General features: G+C 57.0%; 23 protein-coding genes. 11 read left to right on the forward strand and 12 right to left on the reverse strand.

The genetic code is table 11. The features are described 5' to 3' along the window. Window positions 1-26: 26 nt before the first annotated feature. Window positions 27-149, forward strand: coding sequence for a hypothetical protein (locus tag SYC_RS14140; protein WP_039755839.1), 123 nt, complete (start codon window positions 27-29; stop codon window positions 147-149). Between the two features lie 9 nt (window positions 150-158). Here SYC_RS14140 and SYC_RS04535 read toward each other — a convergent pair whose 3' ends face one another. Next, window positions 159-470, reverse strand: a complete 312-nt coding sequence (locus tag SYC_RS04535; RefSeq protein WP_011243173.1) for a DUF6679 family protein — start codon at window positions 468-470, stop codon at window positions 159-161. A gap of 223 nt (window positions 471-693) precedes the next feature. Next, window positions 694-1,314, reverse strand: a complete 621-nt coding sequence (locus SYC_RS04540; protein WP_011243174.1) for a J domain-containing protein — start codon at window positions 1,312-1,314, stop codon at window positions 694-696. A gap of 162 nt (window positions 1,315-1,476) precedes the next feature. Here SYC_RS04540 and SYC_RS04545 point away from each other — a divergent pair, with 162 nt between their 5' ends. Further along, window positions 1,477-2,223: a creatininase family protein gene (locus SYC_RS04545; protein WP_011243175.1), complete on the forward strand. Its 747-nt coding sequence runs from the start codon at window positions 1,477-1,479 to the stop codon at window positions 2,221-2,223. Between the two features lie 7 nt (window positions 2,224-2,230). Here SYC_RS04545 and SYC_RS04550 read toward each other — a convergent pair whose 3' ends face one another. The 5 genes from SYC_RS04550 to SYC_RS04570 form a co-directional block, all read right to left on the reverse strand. Then, on the reverse strand, window positions 2,231-3,580 hold the full coding sequence (locus SYC_RS04550; protein ID WP_011377671.1) for a mechanosensitive ion channel domain-containing protein: 1,350 nt from the start codon (window positions 3,578-3,580) through the stop codon (window positions 2,231-2,233). Then, on the reverse strand, window positions 3,580-5,478 hold the full coding sequence (locus SYC_RS04555; protein ID WP_011243177.1) for an adenylate/guanylate cyclase domain-containing protein: 1,899 nt from the start codon (window positions 5,476-5,478) through the stop codon (window positions 3,580-3,582). The genes SYC_RS04550 and SYC_RS04555 overlap by 1 nt, the downstream gene beginning before the upstream one ends. A 119-nt stretch (window positions 5,479-5,597) precedes the next feature. Beyond that, the gene (locus SYC_RS04560) at window positions 5,598-6,512 is read right to left on the reverse strand and encodes a FecR family protein (protein WP_011377670.1); all 915 of its coding nucleotides are present in this window, start codon (window positions 6,510-6,512) and stop codon (window positions 5,598-5,600) included. 68 nt (window positions 6,513-6,580) lie between these two features. Next, complete coding sequence (locus tag SYC_RS04565) at window positions 6,581-8,173, reverse strand: hypothetical protein (RefSeq protein ID WP_234701799.1); 1,593 nt, start codon at window positions 8,171-8,173, stop codon at window positions 6,581-6,583. Window positions 8,174-8,201: 28 nt separating this feature from the next. Then, window positions 8,202-9,038 (reverse strand): prephenate/arogenate dehydrogenase, encoded by an 837-nt coding sequence (locus SYC_RS04570; RefSeq protein ID WP_011243180.1) that lies wholly within the window; start codon window positions 9,036-9,038, stop codon window positions 8,202-8,204. A gap of 57 nt (window positions 9,039-9,095) precedes the next feature. Here SYC_RS04570 and SYC_RS04575 point away from each other — a divergent pair, with 57 nt between their 5' ends. The 4 genes from SYC_RS04575 to SYC_RS14145 all read left to right on the forward strand — a co-directional run bounded on the left by SYC_RS04575 (window position 9,096) and on the right by SYC_RS14145 (window position 11,649). Further along, window positions 9,096-10,601: a helicase C-terminal domain-containing protein gene (locus SYC_RS04575; protein WP_011243181.1), complete on the forward strand. Its 1,506-nt coding sequence runs from the start codon at window positions 9,096-9,098 to the stop codon at window positions 10,599-10,601. A gap of 83 nt (window positions 10,602-10,684) precedes the next feature. Continuing rightward, a complete protein-coding gene (locus SYC_RS04580; protein WP_011243182.1) occupies window positions 10,685-10,897 on the forward strand; it encodes a DUF2839 domain-containing protein in 213 nt (70 codons plus the stop codon). 169 nt (window positions 10,898-11,066) lie between these two features. Then, window positions 11,067-11,408 (forward strand): DUF1815 family protein, encoded by a 342-nt coding sequence (locus SYC_RS04585; protein WP_011243183.1) that lies wholly within the window; start codon window positions 11,067-11,069, stop codon window positions 11,406-11,408. A gap of 106 nt (window positions 11,409-11,514) precedes the next feature. Then, window positions 11,515-11,649: a hypothetical protein gene (locus tag SYC_RS14145; protein WP_265575062.1), complete on the forward strand. Its 135-nt coding sequence runs from the start codon at window positions 11,515-11,517 to the stop codon at window positions 11,647-11,649. Between the two features lie 146 nt (window positions 11,650-11,795). Here the strand turns inward: SYC_RS14145 and psbC are convergent, their stop codons facing one another. Both psbC and psbD read right to left on the reverse strand, forming a co-directional pair. Beyond that, window positions 11,796-13,181, reverse strand: a complete 1,386-nt coding sequence (psbC, locus tag SYC_RS04590; protein ID WP_011243184.1) for a photosystem II reaction center protein CP43 — start codon at window positions 13,179-13,181, stop codon at window positions 11,796-11,798. Beyond that, window positions 13,165-14,223, reverse strand: coding sequence for a photosystem II D2 protein (photosystem q(a) protein) (gene psbD / locus SYC_RS04595; protein WP_011243185.1), 1,059 nt, complete (start codon window positions 14,221-14,223; stop codon window positions 13,165-13,167). Before psbD ends, psbC begins: the two co-directional genes overlap by 17 nt. Window positions 14,224-14,445: 222 nt before the next feature. Here psbD and SYC_RS04600 point away from each other — a divergent pair, with 222 nt between their 5' ends. The 3 genes from SYC_RS04600 to SYC_RS04610 are packed head-to-tail and all read left to right on the forward strand — an operon-like array spanning window position 14,446 to window position 17,331. Further along, on the forward strand, window positions 14,446-15,012 hold the full coding sequence (locus tag SYC_RS04600) for a photosystem I assembly protein Ycf4 (protein ID WP_011243186.1): 567 nt from the start codon (window positions 14,446-14,448) through the stop codon (window positions 15,010-15,012). 1 nt (window position 15,013) lies between these two features. Further along, on the forward strand, window positions 15,014-15,745 hold the full coding sequence (locus SYC_RS04605) for a peptidylprolyl isomerase (RefSeq protein WP_011243187.1): 732 nt from the start codon (window positions 15,014-15,016) through the stop codon (window positions 15,743-15,745). Continuing rightward, entirely contained in the window at window positions 15,742-17,331 is a 1,590-nt protein-coding gene (locus tag SYC_RS04610; protein ID WP_011243188.1) for an NAD(P)/FAD-dependent oxidoreductase, read from the forward strand. Before SYC_RS04605 ends, SYC_RS04610 begins: the two co-directional genes overlap by 4 nt. Here the strand turns inward: SYC_RS04610 and priA are convergent. After that, window positions 17,294-19,714 (reverse strand): primosomal protein N', encoded by a 2,421-nt coding sequence (priA, locus tag SYC_RS04615; RefSeq protein WP_011243189.1) that lies wholly within the window; start codon window positions 19,712-19,714, stop codon window positions 17,294-17,296. The two genes, SYC_RS04610 and priA, sit on opposite strands and share 38 nt — an antisense overlap. An 81-nt stretch (window positions 19,715-19,795) precedes the next feature. On the opposite strand from priA, the gene SYC_RS04620 reads away from it, so the two are divergent. Together SYC_RS04620 and rpoD are read left to right on the forward strand one after the other, a co-directional pair. Then, window positions 19,796-20,281 carry a GNAT family N-acetyltransferase gene (locus tag SYC_RS04620; RefSeq protein ID WP_011243190.1) on the forward strand — a complete coding sequence of 162 codons (486 nt, stop codon included), beginning with the start codon at window positions 19,796-19,798 and terminating at the stop codon, window positions 20,279-20,281. A gap of 207 nt (window positions 20,282-20,488) precedes the next feature. Next, the gene (gene rpoD / locus SYC_RS04625; RefSeq protein WP_011243191.1) at window positions 20,489-21,688 is read left to right on the forward strand and encodes an RNA polymerase sigma factor RpoD; all 1,200 of its coding nucleotides are present in this window, start codon (window positions 20,489-20,491) and stop codon (window positions 21,686-21,688) included. 72 nt (window positions 21,689-21,760) lie between these two features. On the opposite strand, the gene SYC_RS04630 is transcribed toward rpoD, so the two are convergent. After that, on the reverse strand, window positions 21,761-22,543 hold the full coding sequence (locus tag SYC_RS04630) for a serine protease (protein ID WP_234701800.1): 783 nt from the start codon (window positions 22,541-22,543) through the stop codon (window positions 21,761-21,763). 173 nt (window positions 22,544-22,716) lie between these two features. Then, window positions 22,717-23,259, reverse strand: coding sequence for a L,D-transpeptidase (locus SYC_RS04635; protein WP_041676959.1), 543 nt, complete (start codon window positions 23,257-23,259; stop codon window positions 22,717-22,719). Window positions 23,260-23,399: the final 140 nt, after the last annotated feature.

Genomic DNA, 23,399 nt, shown 5'->3' on the forward strand with positions numbered 1-23,399 from the left:
GTATCGGGTTGCGATCGCCGCGCACTATGGACTTCAAGCTTGTTTTGCTCCTGCTCACCATCCCCTTCACCCTTGCGACGCTTTACTTTGGAACGCGCAACGGCTTCTATGATTCTGATGATTACCACGGCAACGGCACAGCCCACTAGCCTCAGAGACTAACTTTCGGGCAGGTCACCACTGCTTTTGGGCAACTGTTCCGCTTCAGGACAATCTTCTGAGACTGTGATTTCGACATTGGTGCGCGGGAAGGTGGCCAGCCGCTGCGTGACCGCGCCAATGCTTTCGAGGCGCACCATTTCTTCCCAAGAGCAAATTTCGTCTTCTTCCTCGGTTTCGTAGCGAAGTGTTACCAAGTCGCCCTCGATATCGAGGATGCGAGCCCGTTCAATCCACCGTTGCTGATCTCGCAGGAACACCCAGACCTCCCGACCATCGCTACAGAGTTGGTAGATCTTGCGATGTAGCATCGTGGTTCTCCAGGGCAGACTTGTGAACGACCCGTGACCATCGGACTTAGGGGGCACCGTTCCCTGACGGGATTGGGCTGATCATAGTACACGCGTCCGGCTACCTCCATGATGCCCGATTTCCGCTGGTGACAGCGCAGCGATCGCTGGAGTGGGGCTCTCTGGATCCTCACACCTCAAGCAATTGCGCCAACCGTCAATTTCAGGTTCTGCGATCGCCGGTCTAGGAACGGCCCCGACGTTCTAGCCGCGTGTAGGTGGCTTCAATGCGGCGCCACAGCTCTGCATCACCCTTCGCCCACTTCAGAGCGCCTTTGAGATACTGGCGGGCGCGATCGACTTTGTTTTGACCAATGAGTTGTTGTGCATAGTCGTAGTAAACCCAGCCTTTGAGTTGCTGGGCACGGGCATCGGTAGGCAACTGCTGGAGTAGTGCATCAACAACCAGCAGGGCCTGCACCAGTTTGCCCTGTCGTCGCAAATCTTCCAGTTGCACTTCGGCATTCCGACGCAGCAGCATCTGTTCGGGCGTCAACGGCGGGGGTGGGGGACTAGAAGCCGCCTGAGCCGAGGCTTGCCGCCGCACCACGGTGACCTTCGGGCCACCAGAATTCTCGGGAGCAGCCGCTGGATCTGCAGCCGCAGCAGCCGAGCGATCGCGGAGCGATTGCTGGAGGCATTGGTAAGCAAGGGTCAGTTCTTGAAACTGAGTTTGGGCCTCGGGGCTGTCGTTGTGATCGGGATGGAGCGCTTTGGCACGCTGGCGATAGTGGCGCTTGAGTTGCGCTTCATCAAAATCCAGTGGTAGTTGCAGCAGCAAGCGGGCTTGGGTGACAGCATCCATCCGAATTAGGGGGATTGAGACTTCACCACGCTAGCGATCGCCCCAGAGAGCGACCACTCGGCTAAGCAATTTGATTGCAGTAAAGGCTGATTCTCAGCTTACGGATCTCCTGCGGCGGGCGGAAGTCAGTATTATCGGGGCAGCCTTCACCGACTGATTCCCATGCTGTTGCAGCGTTCCACTTGGCCCGAAGTTGAAGCCTATCTGCAACAGAGCGATGGCATTATCATCCCGATCGGCTCTACTGAGCAGCACGGCCCGACAGGCTTGATCGGCACAGATGCCATTTGCGCTGAAGCGATCGCCCAAGGAGTTGCCGATCGCACACAGGCGCTGGTCGGCCCGACGATCAATGTGGGTATGGCGCTGCACCATCTTGGTTTTCCCGGCAGTGTCAGCTTGCGGCCGAGTACCTTGCTGCAGGTGATTGTCGACTATCTCAGCAGTCTGGCTCAGCATGGCTTTCGCCACTTCTATTTCATCAATGGCCATGGCGGCAACATCGCCACAGTTCGGGCAGCCTTTGCTGAGTTTTACGCTGTTGCGGGCGATCGCCGCTGTCCTGAACCCGATCGCCTCCGCTGTCATCTAGCGAACTGGTTTATGGTGCCGGCAGTCACTAAGCTGGCCCGCGAGCTTTATGGCGATGAGGAAGGATCTCACGCCACCCCCAGCGAAGTGGCCCTGACACAATTCATCTACCCAGACTCAATCAAGACCGCACCGCTGACGGTTGAGGTTCACAGCAGCCACGCGATCTACGCAGCAGACGATTTTCGCAGGCGCTACCCCGATGGCCGTATGGGTTCGAATCCGGCTTTGGCCACGCCAGAGCATGGCCAACAGTTCTACGAGAGTGCCGTGGCGGAATTGAGCCAGTCCTATCAGGCTTTTTTGGCAGCAGACTGAGTCGTACTTAGAGGCGCAGGACGCGGCGCAGAATTCCCCGCAGTTGATCAGGGCGCGATTGATTGGCTGTAGGTGTTAGCAAGCCTGCGTTCGTCAAAACCTGTTGACGCTGGGCCAACTGCTCGGCCATCACCTGGGATAGGTTTGGACAGCGCTCTAGCAAATGCCGCAGATTATTGCGATCGACGACAAACAATGTACCTGGTTCGAGGGCAACCACGGTCGCTGTCCGAGGGATGTCGAGCATCACCGCCAACTCCCCAAAAAAGTTGCCCGATTCGAGAGTGGCGATCGCTTCTTCTCGGCCCTTAACTTGCACACTAAAACGACCGTTCAGAATCAGATAAAACTCTTCGCCGAGTTCACCCTCACGACAAAGGACGTCACCCACCACGCAAGTGCGACGACGGCCCTTTTCGATCAGCCAGCGAATTTGGCTGTCGTCATAATCCCGGAAGAGATCTACCCGTCGTAGCAAGCTGGGTAGGTAGTCGTCGGGTAGTTCGCTAGTTGTCACCGAGCGATGTCGATGCAGGACCAATTGAGGGAAGGGAATTTGAATCTCGCGCCGTTCAAATTCACTGGCAATCCGAAAATTCAAATCACTTTTAATCGGCTCAATCAGCTCTGGGCGATCGGTCCAAAAGAGTAATTCGAAGTTGAGTGTCGAATCGCCAAAACTCCGAAACCAAACGGTCGGCGCTGGTTGAGTGAGTACGCGACTATCTTGGCGAGCGACGGTCAGCAAGGCATCAGTCAGCCAGAGGGGGTCGGTGCCGTAGGCCACACTGATCGGTAGATGCACGCGGCTGGCTGTATTTTGATAGCTCCAATTAATAATGTTGGAATCGACGAGGCGATCGTTGGGCACAATCACGTGGACATGGTCGAGGGTCCGAACGGCTGTTGCCCGAAATGAGATCTTTTCAACTGTTCCTAAAACACCATCTAAACTCACCAGATCACCGACCTTAATCGGTTGTTCAATCAGTAGAGTAATGCCACTAAAAAAGCTAGCAGCTAGGCGCTGTAAACCTAGACTTAAGCCAAGGCCCAAAACCCCTGCTAGCACCGTGAGGGAACTGAGATCGACCCCGATCGCTTGCAGGCCAATGATCAAGATCAAACTCGTCAGTAAATAGCTAGTGATTGTTGCGATCGCCTCGCGAGGGCCTCGCTCTACACCCAGCCGAACCAAAACAATTTCACGCAACCAGCGGTTCATCTGGCGCATCAGATAGAGCAGCAAACCTGCCAGAACCGCCAGCAAAATCAGTGAACCGAGGGAAATCTGGCTACTTCCCAGCCGGAGCAAGGGGGTGCTGGTCCATTGTTCGAGGCGATCAAAAAGATCCATCACGCATGCTCAGACAAGGTGGGATGCTCAGGAGCCCTAGCGCCTGGGACGGGGAGCCTGTTTGGGGCGATCGCCCAACCCTCGACAGCATAGAGGGCGACTTCGCCATACCCCCGAATTGCAGAGCGCCCCAGCGATCGCGTTTGCAGGCGATCGCCGAGCACCTGCAGCAGGGCTTGACTGATCACAATCGGGGCTTGGAGTTCCTTGGTCATACTTTCCAAGCGACTGGCCAAGTTGACCGTATCGCCCATCACTGTGAATTCCAGCCGCTGTGGCGAGCCAATGTTTCCTGCAAGGACCGGCCCACAGTGCATGCCGATGCCGTTATCGAGGGTAGGTCGTCCTTCCGCTTGCCAGCGTTGGTTGAGCTCATGAAGTGCCTGGCGCATCGCCAAAGCAGCGTCAATTGCAGCGGTAGCATCAGCCGCTTCGCCTTGCGAGAGCGGCGAGCCAAACACCGCCATAACGGCATCACCGATGAATTTATCGATCGTGCCGCCGACTTGGGTAATGGCGGCCACCATGGCGGTCAGATATTCGTTGAGTTGGTTGATCAGCGCTTCTTCATCGCCCAAGCTGGCACGATCGCGGGTCAAGGCAGTAAAGCCGCGCAGATCACAGAACAGGACGGTGACAACTCTCCGCTGGCCTCGCAGCAACTGCTGAGCTTCGAGGGGGCTCTGGAGAATTTCTGCTACCACCGCTGGCGCAACATAGCGCTCAAAGGTTTGACGGAGGCGACGACGCTCGACCCCTTCTCGGAGATAGGCCGCCGCACCCGTGCTGACCCCAATCGTCAAACTCCCTACCAGCGGCAACAACAGGGGTAAGGCCCAACCCACCAGTAAGCTGACCCAAGCGACGCCTAGCCAGAGCAGAGCACCGCCGATCGACGGGGCAATCTGCCAGCGCAGCGATCGCCCTCGTTGGGACAACAGCACGATTGCAATCAGAAACAAACTAATTAGTAAGGCTCGGAGGGAAGCAGATTGGGGCCAGAACCGCAGCCCGGAGCGATCGCGATCGTTAGCGAGGGCGGTGGCTAAAATTTCGACTCCGGCCTGAACACCCCAAGGGGTCGCATGCTGATCCTGCAAGGAGGCAGCAGTGGGGCCAATCAAAATGAGGCGATCGCGCACTCGGCCTTGAATCCGCTGCCACTCAGCATCATCCAAAACTTGCCAGGCTGAAATCTGCGGTAGGTGCCCGCGTGGGCCGTAGTAGCGCAGAGCACGGGCCGGCGATTGCTGCGTCTGTAAAGTCTCAGGCAAACTGGGCAAGAGCGGCAGCCCGAGAGGTTCAACGACCGTTTCGCGGTAGCGAGCAGGGTGATCGAGGATTTGGCCGTTATCCGCGGGTAGCGTATTGATGTAGCCGACTCGCAGATTGGGACCGAGGGTTTCAGTCAAGGAGCCTAGGCTCAATCCGCCCCCACTGCCATCCGGCTCGCGATACTCCGTCGCCAAGCTGATGCGATCGCCGTAGCGCTGTAGCCGCTGGGCCAGAGCCGCATCATCAGCAGGCCCAAAGGCGCTAGGCGTCACAAACAGGAGGTCGATCGCGATCGCCCGAGCACCGGCAGCAAACAGGCGATCGATGATTTGGGCATAGATTGCTCGCGGCCACGGGAAGCCCTCTAAGTCTTGCGCCCAGGCCGGAGCACGGGGATCATCCCGAAAGAAGGCCGCTTGATCAAAGCTGGCATCGTCGATTTTGACGATCAGCAAATCATTGGGCGCTGGGCGTGTGCCCTGCAGCAGTAACAACTGCTGTTGCAACGCTCGGTCGGTCCGCTGCAACGTGCGGGGCATCCAAGCGGTCAAACCACCCAACAGCAGGCTGGCCGTGATCAATAAGCGCCAGCACCAACGATCGATCGGGTTGGACTGCATCATCCGTTCTCAGCGCGCGACTGCTCAGCCCAACAGGGCCACAAGCGTCAAGTCCAATGTCAGTGGCAGCGTAACACCTTCGCGCGATCGCCCTTCAAGCCCAATTGAAAAGAGGCCACAGCTTAGAAAAAGAACGGAAGGCGCGGAACTGAAGGGGTTGGGATGCCGGGAATACCAGGCAAACCCACGCCCGGAAAGAGAATTTGGTACTGGTTCAGAATGCTGGACAAACCGGGTAGTGGCTCCTGGTAGCCACTGAAGAGTTGGCCTTGCAGCAAGCCCGCAAAATCGCCCGCTGTCAGCTGCAAAATGGTCAGCAGAACCCCCTCTGGGCTGAGTTGCAGCTGCTGACCAGCCTGCAGAACGACCGTCTCGCCCTCACTTTCGGGGAAGGTCTCAATCGGATCGCCCGGCTCCGTCAGCGTGGGATCGGTAGACAGCGAGGAGGCACCTCCGTTGCTCGGCGGTGCCGGAATCTGTCCAGCAGGATTGTTGCCGCCAGGAACTTGAATGGTCGGATCGCCCGGCTCCTTCAAGTTGGGATTGGTGGTCAGGGTCGGGTCAGGATTGGTGTCCCCAGCACCGGGTTGGCCCTTAAAGGTGGTAACAGCGACCTGACCTTCGAGCACCGAGATATTGGTGGTTCCATCCTCAGCCACTTCGACGACGTAGTTTGTCCCCCGCACACTCAGCCGAGCCGATTTTGTGCAGCCATTTTGGGGGCCAGAAATCAGAATTTGCCCGCGACTGATCTGAAAGCAACGGGAACCAATTTTGATGACAGACTGTTGCCCCAGCCGCCCGATCGCCTGATCACTAAAGCGGAGTTGAGTGCGGGAAGCGCCGGTTCGAACGACCTGATCACGATTGGCACGACTGTTGATTGGGACTTGGCGATTGTTAATGAAGACTTGGTTGCCGTCCAGAATTTCCACAATGGTGGCTTGATCGGCCGCGATCGCCGGGCTACCCACGAGCCCAGCACCACTGCCCAACAGTGCCAAGCCCAAGAGCCTACGAGTCCATGCGATCGCCATATTTGCCACTCCGCTGCAGTCACCGTTGCCCCTATTACATCAGCTTTGTCAGCTTCTGACGCTAACCTTTAACGTCCGGTAGGAATTGGCAAGTTAGGGGGCAACTCCCCACGGGCAGGCGCTGCTGGATCATCAGGCAAAATCAGCGGCGGGCGCGCTTGCTCCCAGGCCCGAATTTGCGCTTGGGCAGCGTTGTAGAGCGGTCGGCCCGGCGGAATCTGCTGAGCAATCCGAATGGCGCTGTCCCAATCTTGACTGGCGGCAAAGGCTTGGGCTTGGGTTAGTAGTTCGCGATCGCCCTGAGCATCGATCTGCAGTTGCCAGTTCTGAACTCTCACTTGAGCAGCAGTGTATAGGGCCCGTCCCGGAAAGATGCGCTGAGCGGTGGCGATCGCCTCCAGCAGTTTTCCTTCCGCTGCTAAGCGATCGGCGGTTTGGAGTGTCGGCTGATCTTCGCTCTGCTCAATCCGTGCCTGCCAACTTTGCTGCAGGCGTTTGACCTGGGCCGAGCGGGGATTAGTCTCGGCAATCAGCCGAATGGAGCTTAGGGCTTGAAGCAGGTCCTCGATGCGTCCGCTGGCCGCTAATTGCTCTGCTTGGGCTAAGCGCCGGAGGTCCTCGATTTCCGATTGCCAGCGGCTGCTGTACTGCTGAATCACCGTTGCTAAGGGGCGATCGCGGGGATAGGTTGCTGCCACCGCCACAGCCTTGGCCAAGTCTGGCACTTCACCGCTCCAAGTTCGTACTTGCCACGTCTGCAATTGCTGGAGATCCTGTGCGGTGGATTGGAGGGCAGGAACCGTTTGCAGGGTTGTAATCACCTGTTCCACCGCAGTCAACTGCCGCTGATCGAGGGCAGTTTTGGCCAAATCCACCAAGCGATCGCCGGTCCGCTTGAGGTTGGCATCCGCCACATCTCGCACCGGGCTGGTCGTTGGCACTGTCTGGAGCTGCCGCACCGCCGCCAATAGACTGTCCAGATCGCCCTTCCTCAACTGCTGCGCCACAGTTGGGAAGGGACCTTTGGGCGATCGCACGGCAGCAATTCGCCGGTTGAGTGATTCATAGCGCTGACTGTTCCAGTAGCGACTTTCATTCGCCAACAGGCCTGAGGCCAGAGCTGCCGCCCGATCCCACTGCAGTTGCAAAAGCTCTGCTTCCGCTTCCGCGACCAATTGCTCCGCCGCTGTCCAGAGTTGAGGCCACTGCTCCAGCCGCTCGGTCACGGCAGTTTGGGCACAATCGCGATCGCGGCACTTTACCGTCGGGATCTGCTTCAAGATGGCAACTGCAGCGGCAAGATCACCCTGATCGAGCTTGACTTTGGCGAGATCGATCGCCTGCCAGGTCCACTGCTCGATGTAACGCTGCGCCGTGTCGAAGAGTGGGTCGGATGCCGGAATGGTCTGGGCCAGAAACAACGCCTGCTGCAAACTGGCCAATTGCCCTTGTTGCGCCTGTTGCCCAGCGCAGTAGAGCCGCTCAGCCACGGGAGCCAGCCACCAAATCCAAAAGCGGCCACAGGGCTCGTTACGGGGCTGCACCAACAGCAGCGAAAGCGATCCTGCGGCCAGAGCCAGCAGCCCCAAACTCAACCGTCGGGACCAGACTCGCTCAGCCTGTTGCAAGGATTCGAGCGAGGCAGTCGGTTGACTCGACATAACAGACTTCAATTCAGCCTCAACCGGCCTAAAGATAGCGTGGCCGCATCTCCTGATTTTGCTGCAGGATTGCGGCGATCGCCGGTTCATCGGCGGCGGCGATCGCAGTCTTTAGGCGTTCCAGCTGGATCTGATAGCGATCGATCTGCTCGAGCAGTGCTGCTTGGTTATAGCGAGCCATCATTACCCCCAGCTCTGGATTGCCGCCACCCACCCGACTCGTATCGCAGAAGCCAGAGCTAGCGAGAGTGGCTGCCAAGGTTTGCACCGCCGGATCCGGTTCCTGCAGACAGGTCTGAATCAGGCTGGCGCTGATAAAGACCGGCAAATGGGAAATCGTGGCCACCGCGCGATCGTGGCTGGCGGGGTCGCAGTGCAGCACCACCGATCCCAGTTCCTGTGCCAACTGTGCAACCACCGCGATCGCCGCTGGATCCGTCTGGTCAGTGGGCGTCAGCACGTAGGGCCGATTCTGGAACAGGCCCCGCAGTGCGGCTTCAATCCCATTTTCAGCAGTGCCCGCCATCGGGTGCCCCCCCACAAAGCGCGGCCAGAGGGGGTCCAAGGCAGCCACGATCGGCTGTTTAACCGAGCCGACATCGGTGACGATCGCCTCCGGATGCCAGTAATCCCGCAATTCCCGCACGGTCGTTTCCAGCACCCCCAAGGGGGTCGCCAAGACGATCACTTCAGCCTCTGTCAGCACAGCTGGATTTGGACTGGCATGGTCGACAACGCCCCGCGCGATCGCCCGCTCACAGGTCGCAGGACGACGACTGTAGCCCAAGAGCCTGTGACCGCGATCGCGCCAATCAAACCCCAGAGAGCCGCCAATCAGGCCCAGTCCAACAATGCCGATGCGCATAACATCTCTTGCCACTGTTGTTGATCCTACCGACCCCGAGGCCGCTAGGATGAGCCAATGTTTGAGGTCGAAGTTCACCAATTGCTGCGCCGCTGGCTGCGAGAGCAAACTGCAGAAGATGCCTGGCCGCATCATCTCAGTGTGGCGCGGCTCGCAGCTCGTTCCTTGCGCCTCCAGCAACCAACGCTGCTACACCTCCCCGCCAGTGGTGGCGATCGCCTCTATCTATGCAGCGTGCTGCTCCCTCTGTTGCTCTGGCAAGGCCCAGTGGTGATTCTGGCAGCCCCACCCCTGCGCGATCGCCTGCTGCACCGCGAGATTCCTTTACTCCAAAGCCACTTCAACCTCGCCAAGTCGCTGCTGATTGCCGACCAGCTGCCGCGACCTGATTTCCAAGGCGTTTGGCTAACCGATCTAGACCGCTGGCGATCGCACCAAGCGGACTATCCCCACTGGCCCCTAGCCGTGATGGCAGCAGATGACTTTGAAGCCCAATTGATCACTGCAGCGAGCGCTGTGATTACGCCCCAGGATTGGGAAGTGCTGCGCTGTTGCCAGCCTGCAGCCCAAGGGCAACTGCAAGACTGGCAAGCCCGACTGACTTTCCAACTCTTTCAGCGCCCGATCAATCCTACGGGAACCTATCGCCTTGAGGCCGCCGACCTAGAACCCCTGCAAATCTGGTTGCGATCGCAGCTTGATTTACCAGCGGCTTGGCAGACCTGGCTACAGGTTCCAGTCCCAGCTGTGGAGGTGGCCCAGCTCGATCGCGCAACTGGTCAGTTCCAGCTCTGGCGACAGCCCTTGGCGATTGCGGAACTCGCTGCTCCTCTCTGGCGCGATCGCCCTTTACTCTTGGCCGCTGAAGCCTGTGATGCAGCTGGCCAAGCCCCGGCCTGGATTCGCCGGCTTGGGCTTCCTGATCCTGTCAGCGCCCAGTTTGGTAGCGATCGTCATGCCCCAGGCCTCCGGCTATTTCTGCCGCGGCAAGCCGTTCTGCCCAACACCCCGCACTTTCAGCAAGCGCTTCTGCACGAATTGCGATTGCTGCTGCTTTGGCTAGGCAACCAGTCTGTGGTGCTGATTGTCGACGACCGCCCTCTACAGCAGCAGGTCGCCAGCGCTCTCGCAGCGGAATGGGGCAGCCGAGTTCAAGTAGGCGCCACTGCAAAGTTGGCAGACAACAGCATCCATCTCTGTAGCATGAGCACCTGGCTGGGGCTGCAAAGCCAACGTCCTACACCGACGGCGATCGCGATCGCCTCACTGCCCTTTGCCAGTGCTGAACAGCCGCTGACGGCGGCGCGGATTGAATTTTACAAGCAGCAACGCTGGGACTGGTTTCGAGAGTTCCTGCTCCCCGATGCACTGATGCAACTACAACAGGCGATCGCTCCCCTGCGCAAAAACAGCGGCCTCTTGGCTATCTATGACGGTCGCCTCCAGCGCCGTAGCTACGGGCAAGCATTCCTTGAAGCGATCGCCCCCAGTGAACACTTGCGCCAGCTCAGCTTTGAGAATCAAGCCAACCCTTGGCTTGCCCCAGAAGACAGCAGCCTCTGAACCAGGGCTGGCACCTGCGGTGAGGGGCTCGGCCGAGACATGAGATGATCTAGCCAAGGACGTTTTGCAGCCAGAGGATCCCCGTGGGAGAAGCTAAGCGCCGTCAAAGCAGCGATGCCAACGCGAAAGCGAATCAACCCCTGTTGCCTGGGCTGCCCATTACCAAACAACAGTCCGAGCAATTTATCGCCATCACGACCAAGGGAGCCTGGATCGGCATTGGAGCACTAGTGCTGGTTTGGTTCACCGTCCGCCTGATTGGACCGACCCTAGGCTGGTGGGAACTAGCAGACTAGACCCCAACCTGCATCTTCCCCTGCGATCGCGGGAATACTGAGCCCATCGTTAACAGCCACCCGCACAGTTGACAGAAAAAGGGGATCACGCTAAACCAAGTCAAAATCTAAGAGGTTAGCCAGCAATCTTAAGAAAGTGTAAAATTGTGACTAGCCCAGGAGAACGATCGTGTTCATACGGCTTGCAGAACAACACCGACAATTCGTTAAAGATCTCGTCATGAGCTTGCAAGCTCTGGCGACTGCTCTCGAGAACCAAGGCTATCTCGCCTCTTGCTACACCTGCGGTGGGCAAATGAATAGCGCTTCATTCATGGTGAGCTTGGGGAACGACCATCTGATTCGCTTTCTGGTGTCTGACTACGGCATCACTTGGACTGAGATGCGCGACGATCGCGAGCTGATGAAGCTAGAAGGCGCAGAAGCGATTAGCCAACTCCAAGAGCTGGCCAACCTGATCAAGCAGCAAATCACGCCACAAAACTGCCAACTCCGCACCCTCAAAGTTTAGGACGTGATTTCCAGCGATCGATTCTCGCTCTTAGCCTACTTCTCCTCTCCTTAGCCTCTGGCGGCCCTTCTAGGCCGCCTTTTTTTGGCCAATTGCGAGCAGCAAGATGGACGCGAGTACCGTATCGGCCGTGGGACAAATGCTCTTGCGATCGCTGCCGAACTGGCAGCGTCTAACTGAGACTTTGCGACGAGAGGGCTGCGAGCTGGGACTATTCCACCGCAAGATTCCAGAAAACTAGAGCCGCTCAGTGACTTCTCCCAAACCCACCTGTCGGTAAGAGCACCCCAGCTGCTCGCAGGCGTTGTCATTCCCCCAGAGATACGAAAAAGCCCCTGCCGAGGCAAGGGCTTTTCAGACTTTGAGGCTAATGTCCTGCAGTTGGAATTAGTCGAGGTCTCTCATTGCGAGCACGGGTTCGGTCGCGCGATCGATACCTTTCTCAAAGCCTGCAGCAGCTGCACGAGCGCGGCCTGCATGCCAGAGGTGACCGACCAAGAAGAAGAAGGCCAAGACGAAGTGGCTGGTCGCCGACCAAGCACGGGGAGACACGAAGTTCACCGAGTTGATTTCCGTTGCCACACCACCCACAGAGTTCAGCGAACCCAGCGGTGCGTGGGTCATGTACTCAGCCGCACGACGGGCTTGCCAAGGCTGAATGTCATTGGTCAGCTTGTCGAGATCCAGACCATTCGGTCCACGCAGGGGCTCCAGCCAAGGGCCACGGAAGTCCCAGAAGCGCATGGTTTCGCCACCGAAGATGATCTCGCCGGTAGGAGAGCGCATCAGGTATTTACCCAGACCGGTCGGGCCTTGAGCTGAACCGATGTTGGCACCGAGGCGTTGGTCACGCACCAAGAAGGTGAAGGCTTGCGATTGCGAAGCTTCAGCAGCGGTCGGGCCAAAGAACTCGGAAGGATAGACGGTGTTGTTGTACCAAACCATCGTCGAGGCAATGAAGCCCATCAACGACAGGGCACCCAAGCTGTAGGAGAGGTAAGCTTCGCCATTCCAGATGAAGGCGCGACGCACCCAGCCAAAAGGCTTGGTCAGGATGTGCCAGATACCACCCGAAATGCAGATCAGACCAATCCAGATATGGCCGCCAATCACGTCTTCAAGGTTGTCGACGCTGACAATCCAGCCGTCGCCACCAAAGGGTGATTTCAGCAGGTAGCCGAAGATCACAGCCGGGTTGAGGGTTGGGTTGGAGATGATGCGGACATCGCCACCACCCGGCGCCCAGGTGTCATAGACACCGCCGAAGAACATGGCCTTAAAGACCAGCAAGAAGGCACCTAAGCCCAGCAGAATCAGGTGATAACCAATGATGTTGGTCATCTGATTCTTGTCTTTCCAGTCTTGGCTGAAGAAGGTGCTGTACTCTTCCAGCGACTCAGGGCCGCGCAGGGCGTGGTAGATCCCACCCAAACCCAGAACGGCGGAAGAAATGAGGTGCAGAACCCCAACCACAAAGTAGGGGAAGGTATCGACGACTTCGCCACCAGGGCCAACGCCCCAGCCGAGGGTCGCCAAGTGCGAGAGCAGGATGATGCCTTGCTCGTACATCGGTTTTTCGGGGACAAAGTGCGCGACTTCAAACAGCGTCATCGCACCAGCCCAGAAGACGATCAAGCCAGCATGAGCGACGTGAGCGCCCAGCAGCTTACCGGACAGGTTGATCAAACGGGCATTGCCGGACCACCAAGCGTAACCGGTGGAGTCAATATCCCGGCCGCCTGCGATCACGGAAGGACTAGAGAGCGTTACCACGGGGCAGAACCTCTTCGGGGAAGACGAATTTTTCGTGCGGTTGGTCTTGCGGTGCCATCCAGGCCCGAATCCCTTCGTTCAACAAGATGTTCTTCGTGTAGAACGTCTCAAATTCCGGATCCTCAGCGGCCCGCAGCTCCTGCGACACGAAGTCGTACGCCCGCAGGTTCAACGCCAAACCTACAATCCCGATCGAGCTCATCCACAAGCCCGTCACCGGCACGAACAGCATGAAAAAGTGCAGCCACCGCTTGTTCGAAAACGCAATCCCGAAAATCTGGCTCCAAAAACGGTTCGCCGTCACCATCGAGTACGTCTCTTCGGCCTGCGTCGGCTCAAATGCCCGGAAGGTGTTCGATTGCTCTGAATCCTCGAACAGGGTGTTCTCCACCGTCGCACCGTGAATGGCGCACAGCAATGCCCCACCCAAAATCCCGGCCACGCCCATCATGTGGAATGGGTTCAAGGTCCAGTTGTGGAACCCTTGCAGGAACAACAAAAACCGGAAAATCGCTGCCACGCCAAAGCTCGGAGCGAAGAACCAGCTCGATTGACCCAACGGGTACATCAAGAACACCGACACGAACACTGCGATCGGACCCGAAAAGGCGATCGCGTTGTACGGACGGACGCCCACCAACCGCGCAATCTCAAATTGACGCAGCATGAACCCAATCAGGCCGAAGGCGCCGTGCAGTGCTACGAAGTTCCACAAGCCACCCAACTGGCACCAACGCACGAAGTTCCCTTGTGCCTCGGGGCCCCACAGCAGCATCAACGAATGCCCAAACGCATCCGCTGGGGTGCTCACTGCTACGGTCAAAAAGTTGCCGCCTTCTAAGTACGAAGACGCGATGCCGTGGGTGTACCACGACGTCACAAAGCTGGTCCCGGTCAACCACCCGCCCAGTGCTAAATACGCACAGGGAAACAGCAGCAACCCTGACCAACCCACAAATACAAATCGGTCGCGCTTCAGCCAGTCGTCGAGGACGTCAAACCATCCCCGCTCCGCTGGCGCTCGCCCTACTGCAATCGTCATTGGATCTAAAACCTCTTGCCGTACTGAAATCAGAACGTTTCAGCAAGTTGTCCACCCCATGATATCGGCTCCAAGGATTTTTACAATCCGACACGAATTGCTCAGAGACCTTTGGGGGCAAGCCTTTGAGCAGATCTACTCATTGAAATCGCAGAAACTGCCCCTCTCAGGCCAGCACGACCTAAGATCGAGACCGGAACTCATACGCTGACGTCATCTCCTATGCCGAGCCCCGTAGCGACCGTTGAGACGGATTCTTTACAGCAGCCAATCTTGGGATCCCGCCGCCCCAGCAACTATTTTTGGGCGATCGCGGTTTCGGTCGGGGGGACCGGATTTCTGCTGGCGGGCCTGTCCAGCTACCTGCAGGTCAATCTGTTGCCCTTTTCCGAGCCGACCCGACTGGCCTTTTTGCCCCAAGGACTGGTGATGGGCCTTTACGGGATCGCAGCCATCCTCTTGGCCAGCTACCTCTGGTTTGTGATCAGCCTCGATGTCGGCGGTGGCTATAACGCCTTCGATCGCAAAACTCAGAAAGCCACCATCTTTCGCTGGGGCTTCCCGGGCAAAAATCGTCGCGTTGAAATCACCTATCCCCTCAGCGATATCCAAGCGGTGCGCGTGGACATTAAAGAAGGCCTGAACCCCAAGCGGGCCCTCTACCTCAAGGTCAAAGGTCGGGGTGACGTTCCCCTAACGCGAGTTGGGCAGCCGCTACCGCTAACGGAACTGGAATCGCAGGGCGCTGAGCTGGCTCGTTTTCTGGCCGTGCCTCTGGAGGGCCTCTAAGATGCGATCGCTGATCCAAGTTGCCGCCCAAGGACTCCTGATCGGTCTGGTGGCCTGGGGCTTAGTTGCCTGCAGTGGCAGTACCACCTCCCTCTCTGCAGCCAATGCCAATCCTGAGGACGTGGGACGCCTATACCCCGACATCCCTCGTCTGGAGGGCAATGCCACCGTTGTGCTGACGGTCAATAATCAGCCGATCGAGATCGAAGTCCTTGGAAAAGATGCGCCGCTTACCGCTGGCAATTTTGTTGACCTCGTCTCTAAAGGAGTTTACGACGGCACCAGCTTTCACCGCGTGGTGAAAGAACCGCAGCCCTTTGTGGTTCAAGGTGGCGATCCACAAAGCAAAGATCCCAAAGTGCCGGCCCAGCAACTGGGCACTGGGTCCTACCAAGATCCCAATACGAAACAGCCACGCTACTTACCCTTAGAAATTACGCCTGAGGGCGCAAGCCAGCCGGTCTATAGCCGGACGCTGGAACAAGCGAGCGTTAGCCGGCCACCAAAATTGCGGCATCAACGCGGTGCGGTCGCCATGGCCCGCGCATCCTTCCCTGATTCGGCATCTAGCCAGTTCTACATCGCACTGTCGGATTTGGGCTTTTTGGATGGAAACTATGCTGTCTTCGGCTATGTCCGCAGCGATATGACGGTCGTCGATCGCATCAAACAGGGCGATCGCATCCAATCAGCTAAGGTCACAGCAGGTCTGGACAACCTCAAACGCCCATGAGTGGGTCAGCCCTGCGTTCTGTCTTGAATCAGTTGCCGGCCAGAGTGGCACAAGGGCTGCACCAGAGTGATGCTTTCTGGCGATCGCTGCGTTGGGGGCAACTGCCGACACCGCAGTGGGTCAGCGAATCGGCTGATCCGCTCGGCTCCTGCGATCTGGATGTCCTCGTCGCGGGAGGTACCTTGGGGCTTTTGCCTGCACTGGGCCTGCAGCGTCAGGGGTGGCGTGTTGGCCTCTGGGAACGCGGCATGGTCCAGGGGCGTGATCAGGAATGGAATATTTCGCGGCATGAGCTGGCCGTTTTGGTTGAGCTGGAACTACTGACAGCGGAGGAGCTCGAAGCGGCGATCGCGACAGAATTTCCAGCAGCCCGCATCGCTTTTCCCGGTAGCGCCGAGTTGTGGGTCGAAGGCATCCTCAACATTGGTATTTCTCCACGACGCCTGATTGCGACGCTGCTTCAGCATTTTCGTGAGCAAGGCGGGCAAGTCTTCGAACAGACCGCGATCGATCGCGTCAGTGTCCATCCCGATGGGGTTGTCATTGGGGCAGGGTCACAGCGTTGGTCGGGGCGGCTGCTCCTAGATGCCTTGGGGCACTTTTCACCGATCGCGCGTCAAGCTCGAGCGGGTGCAAAACCCGATGCCATTTGCCTCGTTGTTGGTGGCTGTGCCCAGGGCTTCCCCGCCAGCGATCGCGGCGATTTGTTTGTTTCGCGATCGCCCATCCAACAACAGCGCCAGTCCTTTTGGGAAGCTTTTCCAGCAGCAGAGGGTCGCACCGCTTATCTCTTTACCTATATCGACGCCCAGCCAGCTCGTCCGAGTCTGCGATCGCTGCTAGAGGAGTATCTAGCGGCCTTGCCGGAGTACCAGGGCGTGGATTTGCAACAGTTGCAGTGGAAACGCCTGTTGTGGGGAATTCTCCCTAGCTATCGCCAAAGCCCTCTCCAAAGTCCTTGGAATCGGATTCTCGCGATCGGCGACAGCAGTAGCGCCCAGTCTCCCCTTAGTTTTGGCGGTTTTGGCGCATTGTTGCGGCATTTGGAGCGACTCTGCCGTGGCATCCACGAAGCACTGCTCGCTGATTGCCTGCAAGCTGCCGATCTAGCGCTGTTACAACCCCATCAGCCCAACTTGGCTGTGACCTGGCTGTTTCAGCAGAGTATGACGGTGCCCCTCGATCGCTCCTTGCCCCCAGAACGGATCAACGAGCTACTGGGGCGAATCTTCGCCGTGATGGAGAGCTTGGGTCCCCAGACCCTCCGTCCTTTCCTGCAGGATGTGGTGCAGTTTCAGCCCTTGGCCAAAACCCTGTTGATGACGACGCTGCTTCATCCAGTCTTGGTGGCAAAACTGTTGCCGCAGCTGGGACTTCAACCCTTGCTGCAGTGGCTGCCGCAATTTTTGCAGCTTAGTCTCTATCGATCACTCGCGATCGCTGGCGAACCCACAGACTGGCTCAAAGTCTGCGATCGCGATCGCTTCCGCCAGCGCCGCCGCCAAGAGGCCTGGTTCTACGGATCGGGCTGCGACTATGCTGCCCCCCTCAAAAGCTCAGTGGATCGACATCGATCAATAAATTGACGCCTTTGGGGCAGCAGACACGTAGATCTGTCAGTGGCAACCACTGCCAATCGGTCTCGGGGGGTGCTTTAAGTAACAGCTGCCAGCGATGACGCCGTGCGATTCGAGCAATATTGGCCGGCGCAGGCCCCAGAAGTTCAACCCCAGCGGGCAGAATCGGGTGTAATCGGTCCGCGATCGCCTCAGCTGCAGTCATCACTACTGCTTCTTCCAAGCCCCGACAGCTCAAGAGCAGCAGCCGCTGCGCCGGCGGATAGCCATGGGCCTGCCGCTCCTGCAGCTCTTCACCCAGGAACTGGGCATAGTTGTGGTCCAGTAAATGTGTCAGCACAGGGTGATCGGGGCAGTAGGTTTGGACGATCACACGGCCGGGGCGATCGCCTCGACCGGCTCGACCCGCCACTTGGATTAGGGTCTGCAGCGATCGCTCACTAGCACGAAAGTCGGGCATGTGCAGCAACCCGTCCGCCGCCACCACACCAACGAGCGTCACCTCTGGCAGATCAATTCCCTTGGTCAGCATTTGAGTGCCCACCAATAAACTGGCGGGCTGCGATCGAAATTGATCGAGCACTTTTTGATGGCCTCCTTTTTGGCGTGTCGTATCACTGTCGTAGCGATAGACGGCGAGTTCGGGAAACAGCCGTTTGACTTCGGCTTCCACCCGCTGACTACCGCTACCGAAGTTTTTGAGATAGGGCGAATCACAGGCCGGACAACGTTGCGGCTGGGCTTGGGTGTAGTTGCAGTAGTGGCAGCGCAGCAGCGACTGATTGAGGACCTGATCGAGGTGGTAAGAGAGCGAGACATCGCAGTGAGGACAGCCGATCGGCGTGCCGCAGGCGCGACAGGAAACAAAGGTGCTGTGCCCCCGCCGATGGATAAAGAGGATGCCTTGCTCGCCCCGCGCTTGTAGGTCAACGAGGGCTTGCTGTAGTTTCGTGCTGAAGATTGAACGGTTACCGTTGGCTAGCTCTTGGCGCAGATCAACAATCTCAACTGGCGGTAGCGTTCGCGCCTCAACCCGATCGGGCAGCGCTAGGTAGCGAGTTTGAGCCTCAGCACCTTGCGTGGCCGCCCAAGTTTCCAGATCTGGGGTGGCAGACCCCAGCAGGAGCGGACAACCCTCCCATTGCGATCGCCAGTGGGCAACCTGGCGTGCGTGGTAGCAGGGCGGAGTCTGCTCTTGTTTAAAGCTGCTGTCGTGCTCCTCATCCAAAATGATCAGGCCCAGATTGGGTAGGGGGGCAAACACCGCCGATCGCGTTCCGATCACCACCCGCGCACCACCCAACAACATCTGACGCCAAGCGTCGTAGCGTTCGCCATCCGAGAGGCCGCTGTGATAGAGGCAGAGGCGATCGCCGCCAAAGCGCTGCTGAAAACGCTCGGTCAGTTGCGGCGTCAGGCCAATTTCTGGGACCAGCACCAGCACCGATCGCTGCTGATCCAAGAGAGGCGCAATCGCCTGCAGATAGACCTCGGTTTTGCCGGAACCGGTAACGCCGTGGAGCAACAAAGTTTCACCAGCGCCAGCCTGCTGAATTTGAGCCAAGGCAGCGGCTTGAGCCGGTGTCAGCTGGCGAGGCTGATCCGCGCTCAAGTCGGTTGTTTGCAGCCCACTTCGCAGTCGTTCCTTAGGAGTGATCGCCACACAACCCAAGACCGACAGGCGATCGAGTAAGCCTCGACTCGCGCCAGTTTGTTCTTGAAAGGATTGGAGCCAAACCTCACCCCCCAGTTGTTGAAGCTGTGCAAGGACCGCCGCCTGGCGATCGGTTAAGTGAGGCGATCGCGGCTGAACTAAGGTAATCGCGAGTTGCTGCTTCGCTTGAGTGCTCTTGCCGAGGCAGATGTAGCTCTCGACACAGCCCGTTTGCAGGAGTTCGCGCAATCCTTGAGAAGCCTGAGGATGTTGCTGACAGAGATAGCGCCAGCTATAGCCCGTCTCAAGATTTTTCTGCAGTAGCGGCCACAGTCTCTGAGCGGCCCCCGATCGCAAGATTGGTTGGGTACCCGATCGAGCCCGAATTCGGCGTTGCGATCGCCGCAACAGCCCCGGGGGTAGCGCAACCCGCAGCACTTGGGTCAGGGAGACCTGATAGTAGCTGGCGGTCTGTTCCAGCAGCGCCCAATAATGGGGCTGAAAAAAGCTCTGCGCTACGACCTCGTGGATTGGACGAATCCGCGTAGCGTCCAATTCGGCCGCCAACTCGCTGACTATCCGCACTACCAAGCCACCCACCAATCGATCGCCAAAGGGCACCAAAACTACGTCACCCACTGCGATCGCAGGGCTAGCCTCGTAGGTATAGGGGGTTTCTAGCCCAGGGCAATCGACTAGAACCTCTGCCCAGGCTTGGGGTAATCCAGGATGCCTCATGTCGTTAGCACACCCTCAATCCTGGCTGGACATGGCTAAGATCCGAAATCCAAGTAACCGTTGCTTTAGCGTTCCTGAATTATGGTGTCCTCGCTCCAGATTCGTGCAGCCCAACCCGCAGACCTTCCCGAAATCCTGACCCTGATTCGAGAGTTGGCCAGCTTTGAGGAACTGGAGCACCAAGTCGTCGAGGATCCAGACCTTCTCAACGAGCATTTGTTTGGGCCTCAACCCTACGCCTCTGTCCAGATTGCTGAGTGGGACGGCACAATCGCGGGCTACGTTCTCTACTTCATGACCTACTCCAGCTTTCGCAAGCAACCCAGTCTTTATTTAGAAGATCTATTTGTGCGGCCTCGCTTTCGTCGCCAAGGCATCGCCACAGCACTGCTGCAACAGCTCGCTGCGATCGCTACTGAACGTCAGTGTGGCCGAGTTGAGTGGGCGGTGCTCGACTGGAATCAACGGGCGATCGACTTTTACGAAGGATTGGGTGCCAAGCTACTGCCCGACTGGCGAATCTGCCGTTTGGAAGGCGCTGCGATCGGCAATTTTGCTGGTCGATAGACCAACTCAATAGCAAGCGTGCAATTTCAACAGGGCAAGCTACAATCGAAGGGTTTCGAGGCAAGACCGACAACTGGTCGTTGTTCGGTGATTGTCCGAGGGATCTTTGACAACCCCCACTGTTCGATTTGCCTTTGGAGATTTGCTCTCTGCATCCAAAGGCTATTTTTGACGTGAGAAGGCAAAGAACCCCACTTTCTAGGCGCGATGACGCAGCTGATTTCAATCGATAAGGAGCGAGAGGAAGCCGGCATGACTCAGGCCACCGAACTACTCGACCCCGCGCTCAAACCGGCGGAAACAAAGGCCAAACGGAGTAGTCGCAAAAAAGCGACAACTGCTGTTGTTGAGCCCGCAACCACGATCGCTCCGACTGCAGATGTCGACGCGATCGACGACGAGGATTCGGTTGGTGAGGATGAAGATGCGGCGGCCAAAGCCAAAGCTAAAGTCCCCAAAACCTATACAGAAGACTCAATTCGGCTCTATCTCCAAGAGATTGGTCGAATTCGGTTGCTGCGGGCCGATGAAGAAATTGAGCTCGCCCGTCAAATCGCTGACTTGCTTGCTTTAGAACGCATTCGCGATGAGTTGCTCGAACAGCTCGATCGTTTGCCCAGCGACGCCGAGTGGGCCGCTGCTGTTGACTCGCCGCTGGATGAATTCCGCCGCCGCCTGTTCCGGGGTCGCCGCGCCAAGGACAAGATGGTGCAGTCGAACCTGCGGTTGGTGGTGTCGATCGCCAAGAAATACATGAACCGGGGTCTGTCCTTCCAAGACCTGATTCAGGAAGGTAGCTTGGGTCTGATTCGGGCTGCCGAAAAGTTTGACCACGAGAAGGGCTACAAGTTCTCGACCTACGCGACTTGGTGGATTCGCCAAGCCATCACCCGCGCGATCGCGGATCAAAGCCGCACGATCCGCCTGCCTGTTCACCTCTACGAAACCATTTCTCGCATTAAGAAAACCACCAAGCTGCTTTCTCAGGAAATGGGTCGTAAGCCCACCGAGGAGGAGATCGCCACTCGCATGGAGATGACGATCGAGAAGCTGCGGTTTATCGCTAAGTCAGCCCAGCTGCCAATTTCGCTGGAAACCCCAATCGGTAAAGAAGAAGACTCGCGTCTGGGTGACTTCATCGAAGCTGATGGCGAAACCCCCGAAGATGAAGTCGCAAAAAACCTGCTGCGCGAAGACCTTGAAGGCGTCCTTAGCACTCTCAGCCCCCGCGAGCGCGATGTGCTGCGCCTGCGCTATGGCTTGGATGACGGCCGCATGAAAACGCTGGAAGAAATCGGCCAGTTGTTTAATGTCACCCGCGAACGCATCCGCCAGATCGAGGCGAAAGCACTGCGGAAACTGCGTCATCCCAACCGCAACAGCATCCTGAAAGAGTACATCCGCTAGGATCTACGCTTCATTACCTCAGTGAATTAACAAGCTGCTCGAGATAGTCTTGGGCAGCTTTTTTATTAGCATTCACATATAAAATGAAGAGTTTCCTGCCATCGCAGCTTTAATTGTTTCCTCAATTGCAGAAGGTTTCCAAACAATACCTAGTTGAGCTTTAAACGAATCGTCCCCAACTCGTCCAGAATAGATTCCCAAAAATTTTCTTCCCTCGCCTATCATTGCCTCATCCTGATTCGTAGCACCTTCGGGTAGCCAATAACCAACCTGTCGTGCGTAAACAGGTGCACCTGACATTCCTTCACGCATTGCTGTATCAATAAATAGTTTTGGTAATCCGTCAATATCAAAATCTGGCTCTGAGGCAATACTTCCTCGCTTCCACACCGGAAAGTTAGCCCCTCCACTTAATCCTCTAGGAAAGCCTAAAACGAAAACATCTAGGCCCGGACAAAGTCTTATATTATCTAATTTAAAATTTGGATCATTAGCGTGTTTGATTTCAGATCCCTTAACTCCATTAATATTAATAGGAATGGCAACCAAATCTACCTGATACCTATATCTTGGATGTTCATACCAAACTGGCTGTTTGGGTGAATCTCCCTCATCTTCATATAGTGGAATGACATAGGTAGTCCACTCAATAAATTTGAGCCCAGAACTATCATGGGTGCTAGATGGAATCTTGATAAATAGGTGATTTGGAAGAGCAGCCTGATTGGATTTACACTTTAAGGTACTTGGCTCTCTTCCTGTCACATTGTGCCAGTTTGTCACCAAATACGACTTGTCCTCATGCAAATAAAAGAAAGCAGTTCCACAGGCAATTTCTTCATTTTTAAAACACATAGATATTTGAATAGGAACATAGGATCTCGTGTCACGTAACTCCGAGACTCTTTGTCTAGGAAAATTCATAAAAAACCCTTACTAAAAAAGCAATGTACTAGTCGATCTAACTGTGTCTCGTAACACACAGTCCTAGCCCTATTGGGCGTCTCACTCCTACTTTTAAGTAAGACTCAAGGTTGAACGCTGACGATCGCGCCTTCCTCTACTAATTCAAACAGAGCACGGATATCGCGATTTTTCATCCGCACGCAGCCATGGGAAACCGCTTGGCCAATCAGGGATTCAGCCGTCGTTCCATGGAAACCAATCGAGTTTTTGCCATCAGTCCAAAAGCCGATCCAGCGATCGCCTAGAGGATTGTTGGGACCGGGAGGAACAAGACTGCCATTCCAAGGATGCTGCCAAGTCGGATTGACGATTTTGCTCATGACCCGAAAAGTACCACGGGGCGTTTCCCAACCCGGCTTACCGATGCCCACAGGGTAACTCGCGATCGCCAAGCGATCGCGATAGACCGTCACTCGGCGCTGCCGCAAACTCAAAACTAACTTTGTGGTTGGGGCAGGTGCTGGAGGAGGCGCGATCGTTGCTTCTACTGGAATAGCTGGAACCGCCATTGTGGCTGGTGGGGGAATCGGAATTGCCGCAAGTGGGCTGGCGATCGCACAGCAGGCGACGAGCAAGCTGGAGTTCCAGAGAAGGCGCAACGCCATAGCAGCAAGATTGAATTCGGAGGCTATCTCCCCCACTGTACTCAGCAAATTCTGCCAGCGTCGAGTCCCGACAAGACTGCCCATTGTCTGAAAACAATAACTGCTTTACGGTTCAGCCCAGTGAATGGTTATTCGGAGTT

The sequence above is a fragment of the Synechococcus elongatus PCC 6301 genome (assembly GCF_000010065.1).
Classification (GTDB): Bacteria; Cyanobacteriota; Cyanobacteriia; order Synechococcales; family Synechococcaceae; genus Synechococcus; species Synechococcus elongatus.